Raw genomic sequence first — 22,516 nt, 5'->3', positions numbered from 1 at the left:
CAACTCGGACAGATCCTTCAACCCAGTCAGGATGATACCACTTTCATACCCTGGCTCGATCCCTTTACCGATGGCTCAGAATTGCAGGCTTAGCCATTTTTTCGTTCAATTATTTAGGAATTCATTTTGTTTTTTGTGAATTCGTTCTCGGCTACCGATTATATTTATTAATCCATAGTGATAAACTGAGCAGAGGCCATAGTCCCCATGAATAATCCCTCCGTCCATCGAGATGTAAAGTATAAAGTTGTCGAAGGGCTTTCTTATTTATTTCCAACCCCAAAATTTCATTTCGTTTCAGTAAACTTTCTTCAACCATTTCCCGGAGTGAAGTTCGCAACCATGCTCTCATAGGCACTTCAAAACCCCGTTTTCGTTGAGACTGTTGTTTGGTGTATTTGGATAAGATCCGTCGTAACACCATCTTTCCCATTTTTTGTTCCACATCAAGGCATTGATGCCAGTCAGTTTGTGCTGCGACCTCAATGACCTCCTTATCCAGTAGGGGTACCCGAACTTCTAATGAATGAAACATACTTGCCCGATCCACTTTCATCAACACATAGGGCAAATGACATTCATATTCCGTTATTCGGGAAGATTGTGCTACACGATCCGGATCGCAACTATGGTAATCAAATGTTTCATAGGCTTTTGGCCAGGATGGCAAAGACGGAAAAATTTGTTTTAACCATTTTTCAGAAAGATGAGTGAGCATTAGACGATGATAGTCTCCAAGGGTATGTTGATTTAAATGGCTGTAATTTCTACCTTGTAGAACTCTCTTACATCCTCGCCATAACCAACGCCACCAGAAAGGATACCAAAAATCACTTGCATTCCTCACCAAGGAACCAAAGCGGCTTGTATAGCCCCAAAACAGTTCATCACCGCCATCACCGGAAAGCATGACCTTATATTTTTGACTGGCCAGACGAGATACCATCATGGTGGGGAAAATAGAATAATCTCCAAACGGCTCTCCACAGCTTTCTATCACATCATCCAAGAAATCAAGCGCTTTGGCAGGATCCATACATTCAATCCTATGCTCAACCCCAAACTCCTGCGCATAGGCCATGGCATCCTGTGTTTCATCCGTGGCTTCTTCCCCTGTTCCGATTGTAAATGCTTCAATGGGGCCTGCACTCACCGCTCTCATTTTCGCTACAACTAAAGGTGAGTCGATGCCACCCGAAAGGAATGCTCCGACGGGCACATCACTGATCAGATGCCGTTTCACAGCCTCTGTGATTGCCGAATCCGCAGCCTCCAAAGCCTCCTGCCCTTTTAATTTTGGTACTTCATACTGTGGAAATTTAAAGTACTGCCCCTTTTCTACCTGTCCATTCCCCGTGAATTGGACCCAGGTTCCAGGCTCAAGCATCTGTGAACCCTGCATGAGAGCATAAGGCGCAGGAATGTATGCCAACCGCAAATAGAGGCCAAGTGCTTCTGGCGAAACTTCAAGATTGTGGCTCAAAGGATGGGCCAATATTTGATTATATTGTGATGCGAATACCATCCCTTCTGCCTTCTTTAGATAATATAGCGGTTTCATCCCAGCATGGTCCCGAGCCAATAGCAATCGCTTTTCTACAGAATCAAAAAAACCCAAGGCAAACATCCCGTTAAAACGTTCTAAGGCAGTCGTTCCCCATTCCATTAGGGCATACAGCACAACTTCGGTGTCACTAGTTGAACGGAAACGTACTCCACGGCCTTCTAATTTTTTCCGTAAGTCCTGAAAATTATAAATCTCACCATTAAAAACGAGAGTATAGCGACCATTATGAGCCGCCATAGGTTGGTGGGCATTCATACTTAAATCAATGATGGCCAAACGGCGGAAGACCAAGGTACAGGTTTTATGGTCGGTCCAAATTCCCTCGTCATTGGGTCCCCGACGCGCCATCAATGCACTAATCTTTTCCCAATCGGCTTTCGACTCCACAGCCTGATTGAATTGCAATTCTCCAGCTATCCCGCACATGTTCTATTCTATTCCCTCAATAAAACAACACTTCAAGATGAAGGTGGGCGATGCCGCTAAATTGTCTGGCATAGATTTCTGAAACGTCATACGTTTTTACCGATAGCCAGATCTTCGTAAAGATTAAAAGCCTTAATGTATTCTTGGATATAATGCATAACATCCAGGTTTGTATCTGTCATTTGCCGATCCACTAATCTATAGATCATCTCAATATAAAATATCCATCGATAGGTTTTCTCCAGCGCCTTTAGACTACTTGAAACTTCGGGAGCGTGTTCGGTTAATTTTGAAATAAACATCGGCAGGGCTTTCATTACTTCTGAACCTAATTTGCTCACCGGCACTTCCCTACAAGCCGGTCGATAAAAAAAATAACTGTAAAAATCAAATAATGCACTCCAATATCCAGCACCCTCCCAATCAATAATTCTCATTCCATGTTGCGTATTGAGCATATTGGCTGGAACAAAATCACCATGGGCAAATACCAAAAATATTGGGTAATTTCCTTCCGTTTGGAGCCGATTCACAATGGAATCAATAAATAATGGAATTCTTTGATACTCTGATCCAGCGGATGCCGGCTTTGACGATAGCTTCGACCTTAATTCCCTGTTCCTATCAAGAGCATGTTCTACAGCATTTTTGGATATTGGCTTTTGAAACAGCATTAAATGTGTCAAATACGGAATGATCTCATTAACAAACTTCTCTAATAACGCGACTGAATCTAAAGGCTTATAGGAGGAATCCAAAGTTCCATTCACATATTCTTCTTCGTACCATCTTTCCTTAAGGCTCCATTTTTTTATAGAAGAGGCAAATTCGATCCGGGAGACCACCTTCAAAATTTCAATTTCCTCGCGAATAGCGTAAGCATTCACATCATGATCAAACACCTTAATGGCAACCCCCCTATGAAAATCAAATATCTTGTACCCCTTATGAATAGGCACACATATTTGACCATAGCACGGCAACTCAACGCCCCCTTCCCAGCTTAACAATTGAAGCTTATAACCTAAAAAAAATCCAAGACATCTGACGTTACTTTTCACAAATCCTAGGTAACTATGCATCTGCCTTACTAACAACCTGCCACGAGAAATCTTTGAGTCGACCCTCACCATAGGGGTTAAGGAGTCTTTTATGAAAAACAACATCCAAGCTAAAACAAGAATGTTTTGCTCTAAACAAAAAAGTCGTTTATTTTCAGATGGGATCTTTATATATTGAAAGATTACTGACTGATGAGAGCTCATCCCTTAATCATCCGATTTTTTTATTTGAATTTGAGATAGGTAAAATCAAGCGGGTGCTTCATCTACACCACCGTGCCTGTGACTTACGCTTGAAATTTTGTGGTACAGTATTTTTTGGAGTAAGTTGAAGAGAAAGTTGAGTAGTGAGATATTGAAAAAAGAGCAAATTCTTCTGAGAAAATAGAAATATTATATTCTTCAGTCTACACTTTGGTCTTTTCTGTGTGTGCTTCTTTTGGGCTAAATTGTGTTTCCCACCTTAAGAGAGGCCGGACCACTCCCGGGATATGTCCGACGGAATCACCACGAGCCCCATTACCATCCATACTGTCAATCACATGAAATGCTACCACATCATTAATTCTCAAGCGCTTCACCCAGGGATTTTCGGTACCTATCGTCGGCGAAATAAAAAACCTCCCTTCGGAAAGCAAATTTTCAGGGATCACGGACGTACTCACGTATCGCCCAATGGGGCGCGGCTTCTGCCTCCAGGCCCTATCATTTTCGATCGGTAAAAAAGCTTCAATACCCTCTTCATTGAAAACATGGTAATAGATCCGCAGCACATAGCCCGGTTGAAGTATTTCATATTCTATTTCAATTCGAACAGGTTGACTAATATCTGCAACGTCCGACACCAGGCCATCCTGTGTCCGCACTCTTACTCCACATAATCGAACGACTTCGTCTCCAGGTGCCTCCATAACATTAGTCCATCTGCGCTCAGCTTTGGTACATTTATCTGAATTCATGTAACTTGTTATGACTTCATGGGTTGGACCATCCTGTTGCACTCTTCCCCCGTCAAGCAAAATCGACCTGGAACATAGTCGAGTGACGGCCGGCATATTGTGCGAGACGAACAGTACGGTGCGCCCATGTTGGCCAACCTCTTTCATTTTATCCAGACATTTCTGTTGGAAACGTGCGTCGCCGACCGCCAACACCTCATCAACAATCAAAATCTCCGGCTCAAGATGAGCGGCGACGGCAAATGCCAGGCGCACTTTCATGCCACTCGAATACCGTTTCACAGGGGTATCGATAAACTTTTCTACTCCCGAGAAATCCACAATTTCATCAAATTTCCTGTCGATTTCTTTTTTCCGCATGCCTAAAATGGTCCCATTCAGGTAGACATTCTCTCTCCCTGTCAGCTCAGGATGAAATCCGGTTCCAACCTCGAGAAGACTTGAAAGCCTTCCACGGATCGTGACCTGCCCACTGGTTGGATAGGTAATTTTCGACAGAATTTTGAGGAGAGTGGATTTCCCAGCGCCATTGCTCCCGATAATGCCGATAACTTCCCCTTCTTTTACGTCAAACGAGACATTTTTGACAGCCCAGATGACATCGGGAGGATTGGTATCTTGATCGGGATTCACATCGTCGAAATTATAGAGGGAGCGATAGACCCGGTAGTTCTTGAGAGGATTTTTGATGAAATTCACTACGGTGTTAAATAAATTATCCTGGATGTTCTCTTTCAATCCGATCCGGTAGCATTTACTAATATTTTCTATTCTGATGGCACAATTTCGGTTATTCATGGTTTTCCTGACAATGATCTGGTTCCTTAAATCACATCCACAATGATACGCTCCATCCGCTTAAAATACACCGCTCCACTGATGACCAACAGGACCGCTGTCAGTGCTCCAGGCCAGATGTACAGCCAGAGAATGGGCGTACCTAGCAAACACGCTCTGAAACCCTCTATGACGCCTACGAGAGGATTTAGCGAGTACAGCAACCGATACCCCTCAGGGATTGATGATGCCGAATAGACGATTGGGGCAGTATACATGAGCATTTGAATAAAAAATGGCATGGCTTGTTTGATATCACGAAATCGAATGGCCAGTGAAGATAGCCACAATCCTATCCCCAACGGGACAGCCATCATCATGACTACTAGCACGGGGAAAAGCAGGAGATTCCATGTGGGCGACACTCGATAGTACAACATGATACAGAGGACAATGAACAGGGAAATTCCAAAATCAACCAGCTTCGCCAAAACGGGGGTAATGGGAAAAATTATTCGAGGAAAATAAATCTTTCCCAATATATTCGATCCCTGAAGGAGGCTTTGACTCGATTGCGTGAGCGCCTGTGACATATACGTCCAGGGGATCACTGCCACACTTGAAAATAAAACATAGGGAATTCCCTCCGTTGGCAGTTCCGCAACTTTTCCAAAAATAACCGTGAAAATTATGATCTGCACAAGGGGTTGAATGATTGCCCATGAAAATCCCAAAACGGTTTGCGCATATAACGCCTTAATATCCCGCCAAGTGAGGAAGTAAAACAGATCTCGATAATCATTCAGCTCTTTAAAATTAATAATCTTCCAGCCGGAATCAGGTTGAATAATGGTTACCACATCTGCACTAGAGCACCCAGTTTCTTCTGTATTCTTCATTTTGCTTCCAAACATATTAATCCTTAAGTTTTGTCACGAATTCGGAAAAGTGGGACTATTACAGATCCTGCCCTCTCTGCCTAACGACTCTACCATTTAGGTCAGCGGATTATAACGGATTTGGCGACTTTGGACTTTTCGTTACCCACTACTATCCATGTATATTTATGAAATATACGCCCACATTGTGCATACCTTTGGCGGGCCACCTTTACCACTCATCTATTGAAAAAGAACAGATTCTTTGTTAGATGCTGTCTTCCATAGCTCAAGTATTTCATAGGAGAACATCGGAATGCTAGAACGCGTTTCAGTTGGACAATTAAAATGCTTTGGAAGTGTCTTTTTTGAGCCAATTAAAAACAACATCGCAAACCACTTTATTCCCATAAGGGGTGTGATGACCATAGTCCCTATATCCAAACCAAAGCTCCTCCCTCTTTTCAGGAACATAAATCTCATCAAATGAATCAATTATTTCAAGATCATATTTTTCCCCATATTTTCTAATCAGCTCTCGTTCATTATTTCTTCTTTCAAAGCCCTCCTCCAGAAAAATTCCCTGACCATACTGTAGTAAGATTACCTTTCTTTTCGTCCCCGTTAGCTTGGCATATTGTTGAAAGGTAAAATCAATGATATCCTCTATTTCTGCAGCATTCCTCCCTGGAATTTCATATCGTCCGTCATATTCAAAATTCCATCTTTTCTGAAGTATCGGCAACAAATGCCTCTGAAGGATCACCGAATATCCAAGCAACCACATGAAATCCGGAGAAGGATTAAAATCCATTGGCGGCACCATCCTCGTCTTTCCTTCCACCGTGGCGATATGGGGCTTAGGGAAATTCGACCGAACCATTAATCGAGCGCGACGAGAATCTGCTCCCACTGTAATCGACCAGATAATGGTGTCGAAAGGTCCATGCTTGGCGACTTCCTGTTCAGCTCTCAAGACCGATTGAAGAACTCCATAACCACCCACTCCGCCATTTAAAACCTTATGACCTGTTTTTTGTGCGAGACAAGCCGGCCAGGTTTGAGAGTTATTCACTTGGTCGCCAAAAGTGAAACTATCACCCACGGTTAACACTTTTGTTCCGGAATGATCACTCATCGTGTTGTCATCGCTATGTTGACGAAATCCGTGGCGGTCAATAGAGACATACACGTTATCCCAATACGGTGGATGATGAATGAGCCCCCTAAAACCGGGATTGGGCTTATACCCAAGGACGGGATCATAGGTGGTAAGGCCAAGCATTCTATTTTCATGGAATAAATTGAACCTGGTGAATAATGATCCATCATATTGCCCCGTCAGGTAAGATTTGAGGGTAGAATATGTCCTTAACCCGATTTCGGCCAGGACAAAAATTAGGATTACCACGCCAACATTAATAAGGAGAATTTTAATCCCGTTTTTCAAAATTTCCCTATCCGAATCCAACTTATAACTTGGGAGAATGACCTAACTACTCAACCGAGAATACAATGAAAGAAAGCAAAACTCATTCCTTTCTGTACGTTGAGCTAGGTAGTAGTTAGTTTATAGATATTGCTGGCCTTTCCATTAATTTGGGGGTTGAACCCATGACCGAATAACCATCTACAGCAAATTCGCATGGGAAAAACCTTCATTCAACTCCAGGCGAAACCATCAATAGAAGCAACCTTTTCTCAGATTATATGAGAAGTAACGAATTACTCACTCAGAGATTCAATCCTCTGGATGACATATTGCCGGACTGGAGAATAATTCCACCCAATTTCAGAAGAAGCGCATTCAGACTCCTTTTATCTATCGTCCCGAAATGCTCCTAGCCTTAGGCTTTTAAGATTTCCTCTTATTATTTTTGCTGGCTGTCTTACTGTCATTCCCCATTCATCCTCAGCTAGGAGGTTGAGGCTCCCTTCAATTTGGAAATCCCATCATGGGCTCCGTCAAAGAAGGGATAGCTTGACAGAGCTGGTTCACCAACCGATCAGCAAATGTCACCCATCCCGGCGGTACTTGAATAAGGGTTTAGGATAAGAGGTTGGGGTTGGGGTAACCAAATTCCAAAACAATGGGGGCGTTTTATGTGAAATTTTCCGACAGGCTTCTACCGACAACATAATTATTTAGCCGCCTATTTTCTTGTTGAATATGTCTTACAGGGGATTGAACTGGGTCCGCATCTTCCATCAACCGCGGCTATCCATTGCCCATTGATGAAATGCGGATCGACATGGTGCATGCCATACGCATTCCATCCTTCTCCTGACATCGTGACGACAGGTTTTTCTGAAACGATTTTTTCTTTATAGGCGGTTTTTGATAATTTTTCTATTTCAAAGGCGAACACCTGAATACCATAACGTGGCTCAGTATCTTGAGTGAACCGGTAAATTCGCCCATCATGAACAAGAACCCTTCCGCCCGGCCTGGCAATATGCTTATTTAATTTCACGATCGGATTCATCGGATGAGGCTTCCAATCCCCCATTAACTCGTCAGCATAATAGAGATTTAATGCGTCATTTTGCGGGTTTGTATAAAACAACCACCAGATATTCTCATATCGAAAAATTGAGGGGTCCACATAGTGCTCTCCATTGAATATGCTTTTCACGAATTGCCATTCCGCAGGAAATGACTTGGCCCGATATAGTCTGATCGAGAGATCCTCGTGGCTTTCCAGTATTAAGTAATGATTGCTTTCCCATTCGAACACGTAAGGATAGGATAGGTGGAACGGTTCATTGATAAGAATATTCTTGTATTCCCATTTTTTACCATCCTCGCTTTCGGCATATCCAATATCTCCCTGATTATTGGCCCGATTCAACACTTCGAAAAACAGATAAAAACGACCATTTTTGGTTGTCATAAAGGGATCGGCTACAAATTTGGCATCGACATCTTTAACATCCTTTGCCGTAAGAACGGGATTCAAGATGTCTTCAGGATCATGTAATTCAAAGGGAGATTCACCCTTGTAAATTCCAATCGACCAGGGACCGGAACCAACGTTCTCTAACTGCGGACTTAAAAAGCCTCGTACAACCCCAAAGTACGGAGAACTCACCCTCCAGATCAATGCCCCTATTACCAGGCTAATGATGATTACTCCAGCAAGGACAAGTGGGGATATTGTAAATTTCTTCATTAATGGCTTACTTCCAATTAGTCTGTGCCTAGAGAGAAGGCGTACAGCAATCTTCCCTGTCCGTCTAGGAGCATGAAAAATTTCATTTTTCCCACTCAGAGTAAAACCCTAAAACTGCCATCAACATTCGTCAGGAAATCTGTGGCCCAATCCTCCCTCATAAATAAGAGGAGGGCAGCCGTTTTAAAATGATTTCAATATCACTAATTTTCCAGAGCCCCAAAGATTTATCCTTGTACTCCCCCCTACTAGTCTTTTGAGTGCAATGTTCTACAAGAAGTGATTGGGGGGGAGGAAATTGGAAAGGGACCGCTTCAAGATTTAGGGGCCTCCATTGGCCAGTTTTTATGTCGCGGTTTGCTTGTCGTTCAGGAAATGTTGTTGTGAGCAAATAGGTCGATCCACTCCTACTCATGTTCTGCAAGGCCATGAAAATGTCCGAAAAGGAAAAATGCCCTAAACAATCCCGACAAAAAATAAGATCAACTTTAGGTAAGTCATTTCGTAAAAGATTTAGCTTAGTAAAAATGATATTATTTGTCTGATATAAGTATCGATTCCGCTCAACTAATTCTCCAACTATATCTGCTCCTGTATAATGAATTCCTCTTAAATCCACCCTTTTCATCCAGAAAAAATCGCCACAAGGGATATCAAGCATTGTGGAAATTTTCAAATTATCAAAGAGAATTGGCAGTTCTTTCACAATCGTCTGTGTTTGCTCAAGATCTGAACCTTGCCCGGATACACTATTTTTACCCCTCCAATAATTTTCCTTGTATATTTCAGTGAATATAGCCTCCGTGGATTTCAGACGTGAAGCCACTTCTTTGCAAATTTTCACAATCCATTGGTAGGCAGAATAGGCACCCGGAATTTTTTTTATCAATCTTTTTAATTTTAATACCATCTCTAATATCGTTAAAATCCTTTTTTTAATTCTCTAAACGGTCTTTTAGCAATTGGCTATTTCCCGTTTAAACTCAGACTAATAACCACAACAAAATCCTGAATATTATTTTTTATACTCACTAATCAATTTTCCTATCACGTCTCGATATTTTTTTTCGAAATTGTTGACCATATGATTTTCTTGAGCAAACTCCCATGATTTCCTGGACATACGTCTGAGTTCCTGAGTAGAACGAGACGAAGTTTGACGAACCGCCTCCCGAATAGCCTCGATTGAGCAATCCTCAAGGACAACACCTTCGTCCTTACTCACATCCACACCGGACTCATAGCTTATGATTGGGATAAGGCCAGCATGCAACGAAGTCAACACCGAACCGGCATTCGTTTCAGAGCAGGATGGATAGACCAATCCGAGACAGCAATTGGTCAGGTCCATAAACTCAGCGCTTTCTACGTCAATCCATCCACGAGTATGAATGTTGGGAGTATGGTACAACTCCTGAAAATATGCCTGCTCAAAATCCTTTTCTCTCGCGACCGGACCGCAAACCGTCAAATGATATTCCGGCATTCCTGCGAATGCTTCTAAAACCAAATCAAGACCTTTATGCACCATTCCCTCACTCCCCAACCACAAAAACCGGAATCGACAGGATTCGAAATCCTTTGAATCCGACCAGGGATATTTGTAGGGAACCGCATTCGGAACCAGATAAATCGGCTTATTAGCATAATTGAAATTTTTGGCACCAAATGCACAATGAACGACCACACAATCTGCATACTCAATTGCCATAGCAAAGCTTGGCATCATGAATCTCCTGGAACGTAGGGTTACATTTCTTCTTTCCTGTAAAGCCAAAAGTCGTTTCGCTTCGGCAAAATTATTAAAATGGGGATGGGCCGTAGTCGCATGAAGTATCTTAATACAGTCCTTATTAAGGTGAGGGGCGAGTCTTTCAAAGTTCATCCGGGTATCGATAAAAAAATCATATTTCTTTTTAGGAAGAAAACTCTTATTCTGATTACTAATGACATCAACAGCAAACCCGAGATCAGTAAAAGTTCTTGCCATCACGACGGACAATTGACGGTTATAGTGATAATAAGGGATTGGTTGTCCCGGTTTGGTTGAAAAAAGTTCAATTCTATAGGAGAGAAGCACATGACCTCGAGGCGGACCATCAGGCTTAAGGGATATCACCTTTCTATTAAAAGGCGAATTGAATTGCTCAAGAATACTTCCGAGTGCTGCATGGGAAAACTTAAGTATATGTTTCGGATAATTACGAACAATCCTCATTAGTAAAAGCGCTTTCTTCTCATTTGGGTTTGGAAGCTTTGACTACAGAGGACAAAAACCTCTGGCAAAGATTATTTGATTGAGAAACTGCAAATCTGGAACCCCCACCCCCCACACCATGGAAAACCCTCATTCATTCGAATGCCCTGGGAGTTGAGAATTTTTGGAGTCAGAAAGTTGAGCTTTATACCATTCCACAGTTTGCTCTAGCCCACTTTCAAGCGAAACTTTTGGTTTCCACTCGAGTGTCTCAAATGTCTTCAACACCTCGGCCGTTCGCGCTGGTTCCATTACGCGATCAGGGAGGACGCCGAATAGAGGTGGAGCTCCACTCCCCACTACCTCAACCAGCCGTTCAACCAATTCACGAACGGTCACCAGTCTTCCCGATCCCAAATCCACCGTGGTCCCTTCAATTTGTGGCACTTGAGCAGCGGCAAGAAACCCCTCGATAACGTCATCGACATAAATCCAGTCCGCCTTCCACTGCCCGCTGGAAAGTTTAGGCGATTCTCCTTTGAACAGAGAATGTACGACGGTGGGAATCAGCTTGCGGGTTTCCTGTCCTGGTCCATATGTCATAAAGGTCCTGACAATGACCACGGGCGTACCATAGAGCGCATGAAACATACGCCCATAGCCGCTACTCGCCCACTTGGCAGCCGCATAGGGTGAACTGGGAATACTCTCTCCATCATCCGATGGTTCATTGAGGGATCCGGCCAGCACGATGCGGTGGCATCCCATTTCCGCCGCAACCGTTAAAAGATTCACCGTGCTGGTGAGCAGGCTGTGGAATGACGGCAGAACTAGTTCTCTGTTCTGAATTCCTGAGACTAACCCAGACAGATGAAAAATGACGTCGGGCTTTATGGATTCGAATAACCTGCGGACCGCTCCGAAATCCTCCAGGTTCGATTGCCACCAGATGGGTCCACCTTTCTGACGGTCTCGTTGAGATCGGGATATCGCATGTACTTCCACACCGCGCATGCCTAGGTGACGGCACAAATGCGATCCCAAAAACCCGCTGGCACCGGTGACCATAACTGTGCGAGCTTTCCATGAAGAGGTCGTTTCCACCAGAGGGTTCCCATTGGGAGAGGTCATTTTTCACCTCCCGACCACATGGACAAGATCATCATTCGCGTGATCGAGGGCCTGCCGTAGTAATTTTTTCTTGAACCATCGCACAAGTCGTCTTTCCTCTCCACTGCAGCCTCACTCACCTTGATGTCCATGGTGTCCGCCATGAGAATTCAATGGGCGTGGCACTCATGATACTTCCTTTAGAAGTCCGTGCTCTTCCAACGATTCAGCGGCTTTGTCAATGGACTCAAATTCCAATCCAGATCGTTCGGCAATGTCTAAGAGCGAATGCATTCCATCAGAAAAATTTAACACCCACAACATCGCCATCTCCCTTCTCGCGCCTTCCGATTGACCACCAATGGCCCGGTAGAGGCCCCTTTTTCCTAAACGGGGTTCGCACTTGGGATTTTGACTGAGAAATGTTTTGTTCCTTTCCAAAATATTTAACGCCCTTTCACAGCAGATTAAGGACTCTTCCAACGACTGAGGCTGGACAAACGTTAAATTGTCGCCTGACGTATGATATTCGGGATATTCTCCGTGAGGTGTCCTCATGAAACAGCCCACTGGCAAATTGAAGCCCGGGGAACAATATTGCCTTTCATCATACCCATAGGGGAAGAAATCGATGATGTCATGCTCCAACCCCGAGGTTTTCAGGATATGCGTGAAGGCCCGATCAATCCCGGCATTGCCTTGCCGGCTCTTTTTATACGTCAATGGTCCGGGATCTCCCACCCCGGTCACCACCATGCCATTGGTGATTGTGAACGCTTGGGTTTCATGCAACGCCAGCCAGGTAATAGACCCGATCGTCCCTGGAATAAAGAGAAAGCGGTAAGAATACCGTAATGAGCGCCCGCTCAACGTCTTGGCCAGAAATGTCGTAACGGCAATTCCGGACAGGTTGTCATTGCACAAGGATGGATGGCAGGTGTGACAGGAGATCAAGATCTCTTCTTCAGTTTCCCCTTTTATGATGTATTCCCCGTAGGTCAAATGCCCGGATTCTAAGGTTGAATTGATACATATCTCATATTCCTCATCTTTCATCGCCATCAATTGCCGATGAGTCAGACAGAATCCCCAGCTTTCCTTGTAGTAGGAGGTTCGGTATGGAATCCAATCAGGATTCTCGGGCAATGAATACAGATGGGGTTTTAATTCTTCAAGCGCCATCGTGGTGTGAATGGGCTGACTATAACTGACAACATGCAGGTTCGATTGCATAAAATCGACAATCCGTTCTCCCTTTTTATTTTTAATATACGCATCCTGAATGTTCCACTCCTGTGGCACTACCCAATCAAACACCTCGGTTCCGCTTGGAATCTCATGCATCTTCACGGGGACATGGCGTGCAATTCCCTTTAGTGTCTCCCGAACGCCATGACCTGTAATACTCCGACAGAAGGGATACAGTTCAGCAAGAAACTGATAGATCTCATGCCCGATTTGATTTGAAACTTTGTTATCCATACGGCCACGCAGCCTTATCGTGTTCAATGTTGGGGTTCGATAAAATCTGGGTAACTTAGGTCGCGGTCAGATATGAGCCGTTCATCGGCTGGCCATTGAATCCCAAACGCAGGATCGTCCCACCGCACCCCTTTAGCACATCGAGGATCGTAGAACGCCGACATTTGGTAAAAAATCTCCGTATTTTCTTCAAGAGTCTGAAATCCATGGGCACATCCTTCAGGGATATAATGCATCCGCCGGTTTTCCGCGGTGAGAATGACCGCGGAATGCTGAGTATACGTTTGAGATAAAGGCCGCAGATCGATCAGCACATCGTAGATTGCGCCCTTGATGCACCAGACGAGCTTGGCTTCTTCATACGGAGCACATTGGTAGTGCATCCCCCGAAGGATCCCTTTCTTTTTATTAAAAGAAAGGTTGCATTGCACCTGTCTGAATGTGATTCCATGGGACTCAAACTCTCGTTGACACATTGTTCGGGCAAAGAACCCCCGACTGTCTTCAATACGCTCCGGATCAATTAAGAAGGCTCCCTTGATTGTTGATTCGGTAAAAATCACGGATACACCCGGACTTCCGGAATCGGCACCACGAATGCCCCGCCCCATTCGCGGATATAAGCCATTTGCTGCATAATTTCATCTTTCAAATTCCAGGGAAGGATCAAGACGTAATCAGGCTTCGTTCTCCTGATCGAATCGGGGTCATGGATTGGAATATGCGTCCCTGGCAGGTAAAGCCCTTGCTTGTGAGGGCTACGATCAACGGTGTAATCAATGAAATCCGTACGAATCCCACAATAATTCAAGAGGGTATTCCCTTTAGCCGGAGCACCATACCCTACGATAGTCTTCCCCTTTTCCTTGGCCTCAATCAAGAAGGACAGGAGTTGCCTCTTGGTATGATGGACTTTTTCAGCAAAAGAAAGATAATGATCTAAGGTTTGTAAGCCTGCCTTTTTCTCCCGATCCTGCAAGGCCGCAACTCTGGACTCCACTGGCTTTGAGTGATCGGCTTCATGGCGAGCATAGATTCGAAGAGACCCGCCATGGGTTGGGAGCTCTTCGACATCGAAAAGAATTAACCCGTGCTTCCGGAATACCTGTTCTACGGTACCAAAAGAGAAATACGAAAAATGTTCGTGGTAAATCGTGTCAAATTGATTTTCATCCATGAGGCGCATCACATGGGGAAATTCCATGGTGATGACACCCTGAGGTTTGAGCAGCGTTTGAAGCCCACGGACAAAATCATTCAAGTCCGGGACGTGAGCTAAGACGTTATTGCCAATCAACAAATCTGCCTGCTTTCCTTCTTCAACCAAAATTTGAGCCGATCGTTCACCAAAAAACGATACCCGTGTAGGTATCCCTTTTTCGGTAGCCACTTTGGCCACATTTTCCGCCGGTTCGATTCCCAAAACGGGGATGCCCTTTTTGACGAAATATTGAAGTAAGTACCCGTCATTACTGGCGACTTCAACCACAAGACTCCGTTCATCCAGTTTTATCCGTTCCTGAATCATATCTGTATAGGCGCGCGCATGTTGAAGCCACAAATCAGAATAGGAAGAAAAATAGGCATAATCGCTAAAGATTCGCTCAGGAGTTGAACAGTCCTTTAACTGCACCAGAAGACACCGGCTACAGACAAAGGCATACAATGGGAAAAACGGTTCCATCTCCCCCAAGCATTCGGCTTTCACATAGGAATTTGAAAAAGGGGAAGTCCCTAGATCAAGAAACGTATGCTCTAGTACCGTACGGCAAAACCGACAAGACTGTGAATTTTTCATAGTTTTCCCCTCATGAGTCGACCGCCTTCATTCCGGAAACCGGGGATTATGGGGTCGGCTGCAATCCACGCCAAAAACGAAACATTTCGACGATCTACCAGTCACGTATTGTGTATTGGGAGGAATATTTTTAACAGGGCCCAATGTGAGGGGCCTTCTTCTTTAACACTTCGTCATACTTTTTTGCTCGAGAAATTCTTTATACCATGTAATTGTCTCAGCCAGCCCTTTTTCCAAACTATACAAGGGAGCCCACTTGAGCATCCGTTTAGCTTTGCTGGAGTCGAGATATTGATCCCGAATCTCGGCATTGGCCTGGTTCATCACGATTGGGGCTAACTGATGGCACTCCATCTGTATTTGAATTTCGCGCACAACATCCAAGACCGTCCACGGCTGTTCTCCGCTAAAATTAAACGCCTCGCCACGAACTCCCTCCTCCCGTGCGTGTAAGGCCAGAAGAAGATAGGCTTGCACAACATCAAGGACGAAGATGTAATCCCGTGTAAATTTTCCATCGCTCCGAATAATGGGGCATTCCTGCTTCAGGAAGCTTCGAATCGTACCCGGAACGATGCGACTCCAATTTAGATCGCCTCCTCCAAAAATGTTTCCACACCTTGCAATCGTGACAGGCAAATCATATGTCTGGCTATACGAGCGCGCGAGCAAATCGGTACAGCTTTTACTCACATCATAGGGAAACCGTCCCAAAGGCGGCATATCTTCCGTATAAGGCAAGACCTCAACATCACCATAGGCTTTATCACTGCTGGCCACGACAATTTGTTTGACCAGGTTTTTATGAATCCGGCAAGCTTCCAGTACATGATATGAGCCACGAATATTCGCTTCGAACGTGGGCAGCGGGCTTCGCAGAGCAATCCCCACCAGCGGCTGGGCGGCCAGATGAAACACGGTATCTATTTCATTCTCGCTGATGGCACGCTCCAGAGCCTGATAATTTTCCAATTCTCCTGAAACCACCGTTGTTCTTTTAACATCACCACTTCGTATGAGCTCGCTCTGAGGATTCCAATCTCTAATTAGGGTAGCCACAAAGGCACCTTTTTCAAGCAGACTTTTCACTAGCCAGGAACCGACAATGCCGGTTGCGCCCGTTACTAAAACCCGGCTTTCACTCCACAACATACTCATTTCCATACCTTCCAAGGGGCTTGCCCGGAATTCCACAATTCATCCAAATAATTTTTTTCTTTTAGGGTATCCATGCAGGACCAAAAGCCAAAATGCCGATATCCCATCATTTGCTCATCTTTGGTCAGACCCTCCAACGGCTCCTTCTCCCAGGATGTTTCATCATCAACGATGTAATCAATGGCCTTACCATTTAACACAAAAAATCCACCATTTATCCATCCTTCCCCTGACTCAGGTTTTTCATGAAAATTACAGATCCTGTCTCCGTCAAACCCGATTCGCCCAAAACGGGCAGGAGAACGAACAGTTGTCACAGTTGCCAGCTTCCCATGTGAATGATGGAATTTAATCACCGATTCAATATCGAGGTCCGCCACGCCATCACCATACGTAAATAAAAAAGTTTCATCATCACCTAACCATCTTTTAAGGCGTTTGAGCCTTCCACCTGTTTGCGTATGCATTCCAGTATCCACTAGATGGATTTTCCAGTTTGGCTGTTTGCCGTCATGTATCGTGGTTTTTCCATTCGCTAAATCGATCGTAAGATCATTATTGATAGCATAGAAGTTCAAAAAGTATTCCTTAATAACCTCAGCCTTGTACCCTAATGCCACGATGAACTCGGTAACATTATAAGCCGCATACACTTTCATGATATGCCAAAGGATTGGTTTCCCTCCGATTTCTATCATGGGCTTTGGTCTTAAGGCGGTTTCCTCAGAAAATCGAGTTCCCAATCCACCAGCGAGAATAACGGCTTTCATAATCCTGTCCCTTTTCTTATTTGCTCGTCAATTATAATACCCAGGCCAAGGACGCACCCAGAGGCTAAAAGAAAAACAGTCAACAACCCAATTCCGAAAACCTACTAATCCGTATGTGACCACCTAATTTTTTGAGGGGCATGGATCTGATGCGATCAGAAAATTCCCACCATATCCACAGCTCTTCCACTTGGTTTTTTGCAGCGGGCCATTAAACCATGGCTTTAAGCAGGGGGTCTCATCTACATGCCCACATTCAGACTCAGTATTCCCTACCCACATTGATGACCCTTAATGGCCCAATTGAACCAACTAAACTAAATCAATTTTCCATTTCGGCTAAATCCTCACAGGTCCATTATGAAAAAGGGATAGAGCATATAAACCCGGAGAGACCGCATTTAAAATTTGTAGGGATTTGTCAATCTCCTTCAAGGATCACAATCCATTTAGCACCTCTTCTCCTTCACATTGACTAGTTCCTGTCTGTACCCCATCTAGTAAGGTGGAAGCCAAAGTAACCAGATGGCCGCAGGAGTATTTCCTCACCTCTTGAAGGCTAAAGTTCTAGATTCAGGAACATTGCTCCCGCCAAAAGGCCGGAATTGCCGTTGGTCCAATCTTCCCTTTCCCTCCGAGTTGACTGTGACACGAGCTCTGAGAAAAGGATTTCGCAAATTTGGAGATGGATGAAAATTTGTTCGGATAGCTCCTCTTGGCTCATCCGAGTATGAGAGTCCTTTTAAAAAGGGCAAATTTTTATAATTCTCGGAAAAACCGAAATTCTTTGCAATATTGTCTCCATAAAGTCTAGCCGCATTAATGAAATACCCTAAATATAAAGGCACCGCCTGACGTAAAATGACTCTCCTTCTTTTTCTTGAGATACTAAACTCCGCAACGAATTTGTACCCATTCATCATTGGCATCGCTGGGCACTGATTGCAAACCTTCAATTGGATCGATTGTTGAAATTGTTAAAAAACAGAGCTCGTTGGTAAGTTTGCACACTAGGCTCAATGGGTTTGCCTTCTTCCACGGTAATGATGGCTTGTAATTCAATGTCGTGTATTTTTCCTCGCCTGAGAAATCTAGAGCCGAATGTTCCCTACCATCTTTGGTAACAATGAGCTTTCCAAGCCTATTCATCGAAATCTGTTTGGATTCACAATATTCCGTTAGCAGTTTATTCCCGATGCGTGTAAATTTAGCCTTCAGCCTTTCCGGTGAATAATAAAACCAGCGTGCAACACCCCGCTATTCCAACCACTGGCGTGAGTGCCACAGTAATTTCCGTTTTCAAAAACAGTCACCGTCGCATCGTAAAACTGCCGTTTCAGTTGTCGGACGACATTGATACCGATGATCCCACCACCAATGACCAGAAAATTTGAGGTTATCATCTATTTTCTTAGCATAACTCGGGAAAAATATTTGAGCCCTAAACCCCTGACGGAATCAACCTTGAGAACTTTGTCAAGGACGTCCTCACAATTACTAAGATTGCCATCTATTCAACAAGGAGAAAAAATCCGTACACATTGAAACAGCCCCCTATATGGACAGATATATTAGCCAGTAATTCATTCCTACGTATGGGAAAACTAAGAAAAAGCCAGTCGGCTTTGCATCTGCCAGCCGATTAAAGTCCTTCTAAATTCCTACTTGGCTTGGCCAAGTTTTCCCTAAATTAAAAACATCAGAACTCAATTGTGCAATGATTATTGCCATTTTCACCAAATTTACCGGACCTAAATAATGACTTCACGTTTTGTTTCGAGGTAATGGCAACTCCACCCTGTGACAAAAATGGACAAGCTGCCGCAATACCCAGCTAACTGAGTTAACAATCTTGTGGTCAAATTTTCCCGATCCAATAAATACCGAAATGACTCATCCCGACAAGAGGAGGACAAATGGGAGTGCATTAGAAAACACGGCACCAACACTTCTGATTCCATTATTCAAAACAACCAAGAAACTATGGCATGTAATGCCATATTTTTCCTTGAGATTTTTAAATTGGCCTTGCGATAACTAGGCTATTTTACTTGAATGCTTCTTCAAGTATGAAGAAAAAAGTATGAATAGTTGCTAAATATATTTAACGAGTTCGTAACCTCAATTGACTAAATGTGCCAATTGGTCTTATTTCGACCCAATTTTCCGCGTAACGGCCAAATGGGCCGAATCAATTCTCATTACAACACCACGCAATTGCGACCAATAACCATGCGGCCTTGAAACGCCACGGTTTCATAAGAAGTGAAACTCGTTCGGTCCCATTCCGTTCTGTTCTGTTCGAAAATTGCTTCAAGGCCATGAAAAGGCCCGTGATTAATACGAATAATTTATCCAGATTCAAAGGAAGCTAAAGGGGGAAGGAAAACAGCTCCATTGTGAACTCTCTTCCTAATTGAGTCAATGATTTCTTTTTCCACTATTGCTAGTACGGTACCAAACTTGACCATCCTCAGAACCCCATGAGCATAAGTCACTTTCCGGTATCGGTCTTCATGTCAACTTATATAAAGAGATACCCAGGGAATAATACCTCTCCATCACTTTTCGCCTTATTTCGGGTCGATTTTAAACTCTTTCCTCTTAAACTTGGACAGAAGGTATAAACACCCAATTAATTGTAAGTTGGCCTCCGCCACGTCTTCCTGACGAGCTTTACTATGAACGAGATACCACCGAGAGTCCGACAATATACTGCCTCCATCTTCATTAGAGCATATCAGAAAATTCAATTAACTCAACGATTTACTCCAATTTTTTCGTTAGCATTTCTTAAATAAACAGGAATGTATTTCTCATTCAACATTTCTCCTCTAACCTCATAGGCATTTTTCTGCTCCAATAACAATTGCCCCGACCTTTTAGTTGGTTCAACCTTCAACCATATTGGAGTGTATAAATCAACGGAGCTTGAGGCCCTAATTTCTTCAGCCATCCTGTATTTGGTTCCAGGCAACGAAATCTGTAATATTGTTTTAGATCTTCGGCAGAATACTCGGCAGTACTCATTCAGGAGGAACGATGAAATAGAAAAAGACTCTCTCCACGTTGAATTTCTTCCAGGTTTTTTGGTCCCCAATTGTCTATTGGAGGTTTTAACGATCCCTGCCTCAGACCAGGCTAAATAAACTGCTATGCGCTCCCATTCAGGACTGATGCAATGCCGCTTCTACGGCCACACCACACAACAAGAGCGCGATAGGGATGCCGTCAACTGATTGATCTAGGTGGCGTTTGGGCCATAGTTGCCTATCACTAGCAGGGAGGAAACGTAGAAAAGCTAGTGTTTGCACTCTCTACCCTTGCTGTTAACAATCAGGTCAGGGAAAGAACAAGGCTGATGGAGGGGGTTATTTAGGGAGGGAACCAGAGAAGCCTCATTACCGTTAGGACGTGCGACTGCAGGATGCAATGGGAACCAGGATGTTTTGCCCCAGACAAGTGTCCTTGTTTTAGGCAAAATCGTTGACATTGACTAGTCGGGCCATGGATTAGGTAATCACAATGCTTAGATTTTCAGAAGTTCCACAACCAGTTTCTGGATATATCCGAACTGCGATTTGAGGAGACGCCTACAATCGCCAAGAAAAACCCCTTCAGCTTGGCTTCCCACGTCTGAGCCACAAATTGTTCACTAATTAGGTCGATACTGAAGTTGGCCGGACCTTAGGTAATTTCCTGGCTGGTAATGACATGACACAGATCCTTCGGTCCTCCTATTTGCGCTAAAAAGGTATAACCCAGTAAATAGGCCAGACGCCCTTACCAGGTTGGAATAAGGGCGTCGGCCGATGACTCAAACACCAAATCGAGTGCAACGCTGAACATGCCGTTCATTCGGACATAAGGCAACCGATAGGTTAAAAGAGGCATTGCCCAAGGGTTTATTTATCCCTGAAAATTTAGCTTCACAAATTGGCTTCTTTTACAAATTCATAATAAACTGTCTACAATATGTTTCCCTTGATCAAAGAAGTTATCGCTTGTCAAAAGGCTCGTCAAAACCAGAAAAATTTATCGTCGACCAGACCAACATGCCAACTATCCTCACATCGAAGATGGATCAATCTGAAGCGGTACCCCTTTAAAGAGGCCTACAGATGAGCAAGTTGCCCCTATTTCCCAATAATAAAAAGGAAAGACTCATGTCTGTTTGCATTAAAATTGACCAGCAAGTCAGATCTCGACACAGATCTTGGGTCGTCGTGGCAATGGCCTCTTTGGCTCTGGCACTCGGATGCTTTGGCCTCGTCCAGCTGGCCACTGCCCATTCCGGGCCTGATCCGGAAATTCATGAAATCACCGAGAAATTGATCAAGGATCCAGATAATGTGGACCTGCTGGTCCAGCGTGGGCAAGTCTATCGGTCCAATGGGAAATACATCGAATCCTTGCTTGATTTAGAACGGGCTTGGCTGCTGAACCGCGAGAACCGCACTGTCGTTTTACAACGCGCGCTGACTCTCTCTGCCCTAGGGCGTGACAAGGAAGCCAAGACCGCATTGGATTATTTTCTTGAGGATGAATCAGACACGAAACGAGTCTTTGCTTTGGCCGAACGCGGGAGCATTTATGTACGAACTGGTCAAGCTGAACTGGCCATTACAGACTTTACGTCAGCCATTCAGTTGCAACCTACAATTGAGTTATACCTTGTTCGAGGAAAACTTCAGGAATCTTTGGGAAAGCTTGAGGATGCGGCAGAAGGATATCAGGATGGTCTTGCCAAGCTGGGAAATGCCATCTTACTAAAAAATGGCCTCATCCGTGTACGGATGGTTCAAAAACAATACGGGGAAGCACTAGCCTTAGTAGACAAAGAGATAGCTGGCTCGTCAGTAAATACATCCTGGCACCTCAAACGAGCGGAAATCCTAGATAATATGGGTCGATCAGACGCAGCCAGCCTCGCATATGAACAGGCATTAGCTGAGGCCAATCGTGTACTGGGGAAACGCCAGACAGCCATGCAACTACTTGCCCGCGCGGAAGTTTATCAAGCGATGGGTCGAATGGAAGAGGCCAAACAAGATCTCCGTGTGGCTATTCAAAAGACACCGCACTTTTCCGAGGCGAATGACCTCTTAAGAAAATTAGAAAACCAATAAATACTGGCCACCAGCCCCCCACATAAAAGCG

General features: G+C 44.2%; 17 protein-coding genes. 1 reads left to right on the top strand and 16 read right to left on the bottom strand.

What is annotated here, in order from left to right; all coding sequences use genetic code 11:
- Positions 1-151: 151 nt before the first annotated feature.
- The 16 genes from asnB to ACWHYD_RS04680 form a co-directional block, all read right to left on the bottom strand.
- Positions 152-1,993 (bottom strand): asparagine synthase (glutamine-hydrolyzing), encoded by a 1,842-nt coding sequence (gene asnB / locus ACWHYD_RS04755; RefSeq protein ID WP_447964773.1) that lies wholly within the window; start codon positions 1,991-1,993, stop codon positions 152-154.
- Positions 1,994-2,079: 86 nt separating this feature from the next.
- Positions 2,080-3,258: a phosphotransferase family protein gene (locus tag ACWHYD_RS04750; protein WP_447964772.1), complete on the bottom strand. Its 1,179-nt coding sequence runs from the start codon at positions 3,256-3,258 to the stop codon at positions 2,080-2,082.
- Between the two features lie 203 nt (positions 3,259-3,461).
- The gene (locus ACWHYD_RS04745) at positions 3,462-4,811 is read right to left on the bottom strand and encodes an ABC transporter ATP-binding protein (protein ID WP_447964771.1); all 1,350 of its coding nucleotides are present in this window, start codon (positions 4,809-4,811) and stop codon (positions 3,462-3,464) included.
- A 26-nt stretch (positions 4,812-4,837) separates the two neighbouring features.
- On the bottom strand, positions 4,838-5,689 hold the full coding sequence (locus ACWHYD_RS04740) for an ABC transporter permease (RefSeq protein ID WP_447964770.1): 852 nt from the start codon (positions 5,687-5,689) through the stop codon (positions 4,838-4,840).
- Positions 5,690-6,011: 322 nt separating this feature from the next.
- Positions 6,012-6,494 carry a hypothetical protein gene (locus ACWHYD_RS04735; protein ID WP_447964769.1) on the bottom strand — a complete coding sequence of 161 codons (483 nt, stop codon included), beginning with the start codon at positions 6,492-6,494 and terminating at the stop codon, positions 6,012-6,014.
- Between the two features lie 1,327 nt (positions 6,495-7,821).
- Complete coding sequence (locus ACWHYD_RS04730) at positions 7,822-8,841, bottom strand: glucosamine inositolphosphorylceramide transferase family protein (protein WP_447964768.1); 1,020 nt, start codon at positions 8,839-8,841, stop codon at positions 7,822-7,824.
- 157 nt (positions 8,842-8,998) lie between these two features.
- Positions 8,999-9,751, bottom strand: a complete 753-nt coding sequence (locus ACWHYD_RS04725) for a class I SAM-dependent methyltransferase (protein ID WP_447964767.1) — start codon at positions 9,749-9,751, stop codon at positions 8,999-9,001.
- A 105-nt stretch (positions 9,752-9,856) separates the two neighbouring features.
- On the bottom strand, positions 9,857-11,059 hold the full coding sequence (locus tag ACWHYD_RS04720) for a glycosyltransferase (RefSeq protein WP_447964766.1): 1,203 nt from the start codon (positions 11,057-11,059) through the stop codon (positions 9,857-9,859).
- A 129-nt stretch (positions 11,060-11,188) separates the two neighbouring features.
- Positions 11,189-12,169 (bottom strand): NAD-dependent epimerase/dehydratase family protein, encoded by a 981-nt coding sequence (locus ACWHYD_RS04715; RefSeq protein WP_447964765.1) that lies wholly within the window; start codon positions 12,167-12,169, stop codon positions 11,189-11,191.
- Between the two features lie 165 nt (positions 12,170-12,334).
- Positions 12,335-13,630, bottom strand: a complete 1,296-nt coding sequence (locus tag ACWHYD_RS04710; RefSeq protein WP_447964764.1) for a DUF4910 domain-containing protein — start codon at positions 13,628-13,630, stop codon at positions 12,335-12,337.
- 23 nt (positions 13,631-13,653) lie between these two features.
- Complete coding sequence (gene rfbC / locus ACWHYD_RS04705) at positions 13,654-14,193, bottom strand: dTDP-4-dehydrorhamnose 3,5-epimerase (protein WP_447964763.1); 540 nt, start codon at positions 14,191-14,193, stop codon at positions 13,654-13,656.
- Positions 14,190-15,428 (bottom strand): methyltransferase domain-containing protein, encoded by a 1,239-nt coding sequence (locus ACWHYD_RS04700; protein WP_447964762.1) that lies wholly within the window; start codon positions 15,426-15,428, stop codon positions 14,190-14,192. The genes rfbC and ACWHYD_RS04700 overlap by 4 nt, the downstream gene beginning before the upstream one ends.
- Before the next feature lie 162 nt (positions 15,429-15,590).
- Positions 15,591-16,586 carry a GDP-mannose 4,6-dehydratase gene (locus ACWHYD_RS04695; protein ID WP_447964761.1) on the bottom strand — a complete coding sequence of 332 codons (996 nt, stop codon included), beginning with the start codon at positions 16,584-16,586 and terminating at the stop codon, positions 15,591-15,593.
- Positions 16,583-17,356 (bottom strand): glucose-1-phosphate cytidylyltransferase, encoded by a 774-nt coding sequence (gene rfbF, locus ACWHYD_RS04690; protein WP_447964760.1) that lies wholly within the window; start codon positions 17,354-17,356, stop codon positions 16,583-16,585. The genes ACWHYD_RS04695 and rfbF overlap by 4 nt, the downstream gene beginning before the upstream one ends.
- A gap of 1,214 nt (positions 17,357-18,570) precedes the next feature.
- Complete coding sequence (locus ACWHYD_RS04685; protein ID WP_447964759.1) at positions 18,571-18,759, bottom strand: FAD-dependent oxidoreductase; 189 nt, start codon at positions 18,757-18,759, stop codon at positions 18,571-18,573.
- Between the two features lie 1,355 nt (positions 18,760-20,114).
- A complete protein-coding gene (locus ACWHYD_RS04680; RefSeq protein WP_447964758.1) occupies positions 20,115-20,312 on the bottom strand; it encodes a hypothetical protein in 198 nt (65 codons plus the stop codon).
- Positions 20,313-21,522: 1,210 nt separating this feature from the next.
- Here ACWHYD_RS04680 and ACWHYD_RS04675 point away from each other — a divergent pair.
- Positions 21,523-22,485 (top strand): tetratricopeptide repeat protein, encoded by a 963-nt coding sequence (locus tag ACWHYD_RS04675; RefSeq protein ID WP_447964757.1) that lies wholly within the window; start codon positions 21,523-21,525, stop codon positions 22,483-22,485.
- Positions 22,486-22,516 lie beyond the last annotated feature (31 nt).

This window comes from Nitrospira sp. Ecomares 2.1, assembly GCF_965152585.1.
Note: the sequence above shows the minus strand (reverse complement) of the source record. Positions and strands in the feature narration are given on the sequence as shown.

Coding starts and splice junctions, on each gene's coding strand:
- asnB (WP_447964773.1), bottom strand. CDS start 1,993: ATGTGCGGGATAGCTGGAGAATTGCAATTCAATCAGGCTGTGGAGTCG.
- ACWHYD_RS04750 (WP_447964772.1), bottom strand. CDS start 3,258: ATGAGCTCTCATCAGTCAGTAATCTTTCAATATATAAAGATCCCATCT.
- ACWHYD_RS04745 (WP_447964771.1), bottom strand. CDS start 4,811: ATGAATAACCGAAATTGTGCCATCAGAATAGAAAATATTAGTAAATGC.
- ACWHYD_RS04740 (WP_447964770.1), bottom strand. CDS start 5,689: ATGAAGAATACAGAAGAAACTGGGTGCTCTAGTGCAGATGTGGTAACC.
- ACWHYD_RS04735 (WP_447964769.1), bottom strand. CDS start 6,494: ATGGTGCCGCCAATGGATTTTAATCCTTCTCCGGATTTCATGTGGTTG.
- ACWHYD_RS04730 (WP_447964768.1), bottom strand. CDS start 8,841: ATGAAGAAATTTACAATATCCCCACTTGTCCTTGCTGGAGTAATCATC.
- ACWHYD_RS04725 (WP_447964767.1), bottom strand. CDS start 9,751: ATGGTATTAAAATTAAAAAGATTGATAAAAAAAATTCCGGGTGCCTAT.
- ACWHYD_RS04720 (WP_447964766.1), bottom strand. CDS start 11,059: ATGAGGATTGTTCGTAATTATCCGAAACATATACTTAAGTTTTCCCAT.
- ACWHYD_RS04715 (WP_447964765.1), bottom strand. CDS start 12,169: ATGACCTCTCCCAATGGGAACCCTCTGGTGGAAACGACCTCTTCATGG.
- ACWHYD_RS04710 (WP_447964764.1), bottom strand. CDS start 13,630: ATGGATAACAAAGTTTCAAATCAAATCGGGCATGAGATCTATCAGTTT.
- ACWHYD_RS04700 (WP_447964762.1), bottom strand. CDS start 15,428: ATGAAAAATTCACAGTCTTGTCGGTTTTGCCGTACGGTACTAGAGCAT.
- ACWHYD_RS04695 (WP_447964761.1), bottom strand. CDS start 16,586: ATGAGTATGTTGTGGAGTGAAAGCCGGGTTTTAGTAACGGGCGCAACC.
- rfbF (WP_447964760.1), bottom strand. CDS start 17,356: ATGAAAGCCGTTATTCTCGCTGGTGGATTGGGAACTCGATTTTCTGAG.
- ACWHYD_RS04685 (WP_447964759.1), bottom strand. CDS start 18,759: ATGATAACCTCAAATTTTCTGGTCATTGGTGGTGGGATCATCGGTATC.
- ACWHYD_RS04680 (WP_447964758.1), bottom strand. CDS start 20,312: ATGGCTGAAGAAATTAGGGCCTCAAGCTCCGTTGATTTATACACTCCA.
- ACWHYD_RS04675 (WP_447964757.1), top strand. CDS start 21,523: ATGTCTGTTTGCATTAAAATTGACCAGCAAGTCAGATCTCGACACAGA.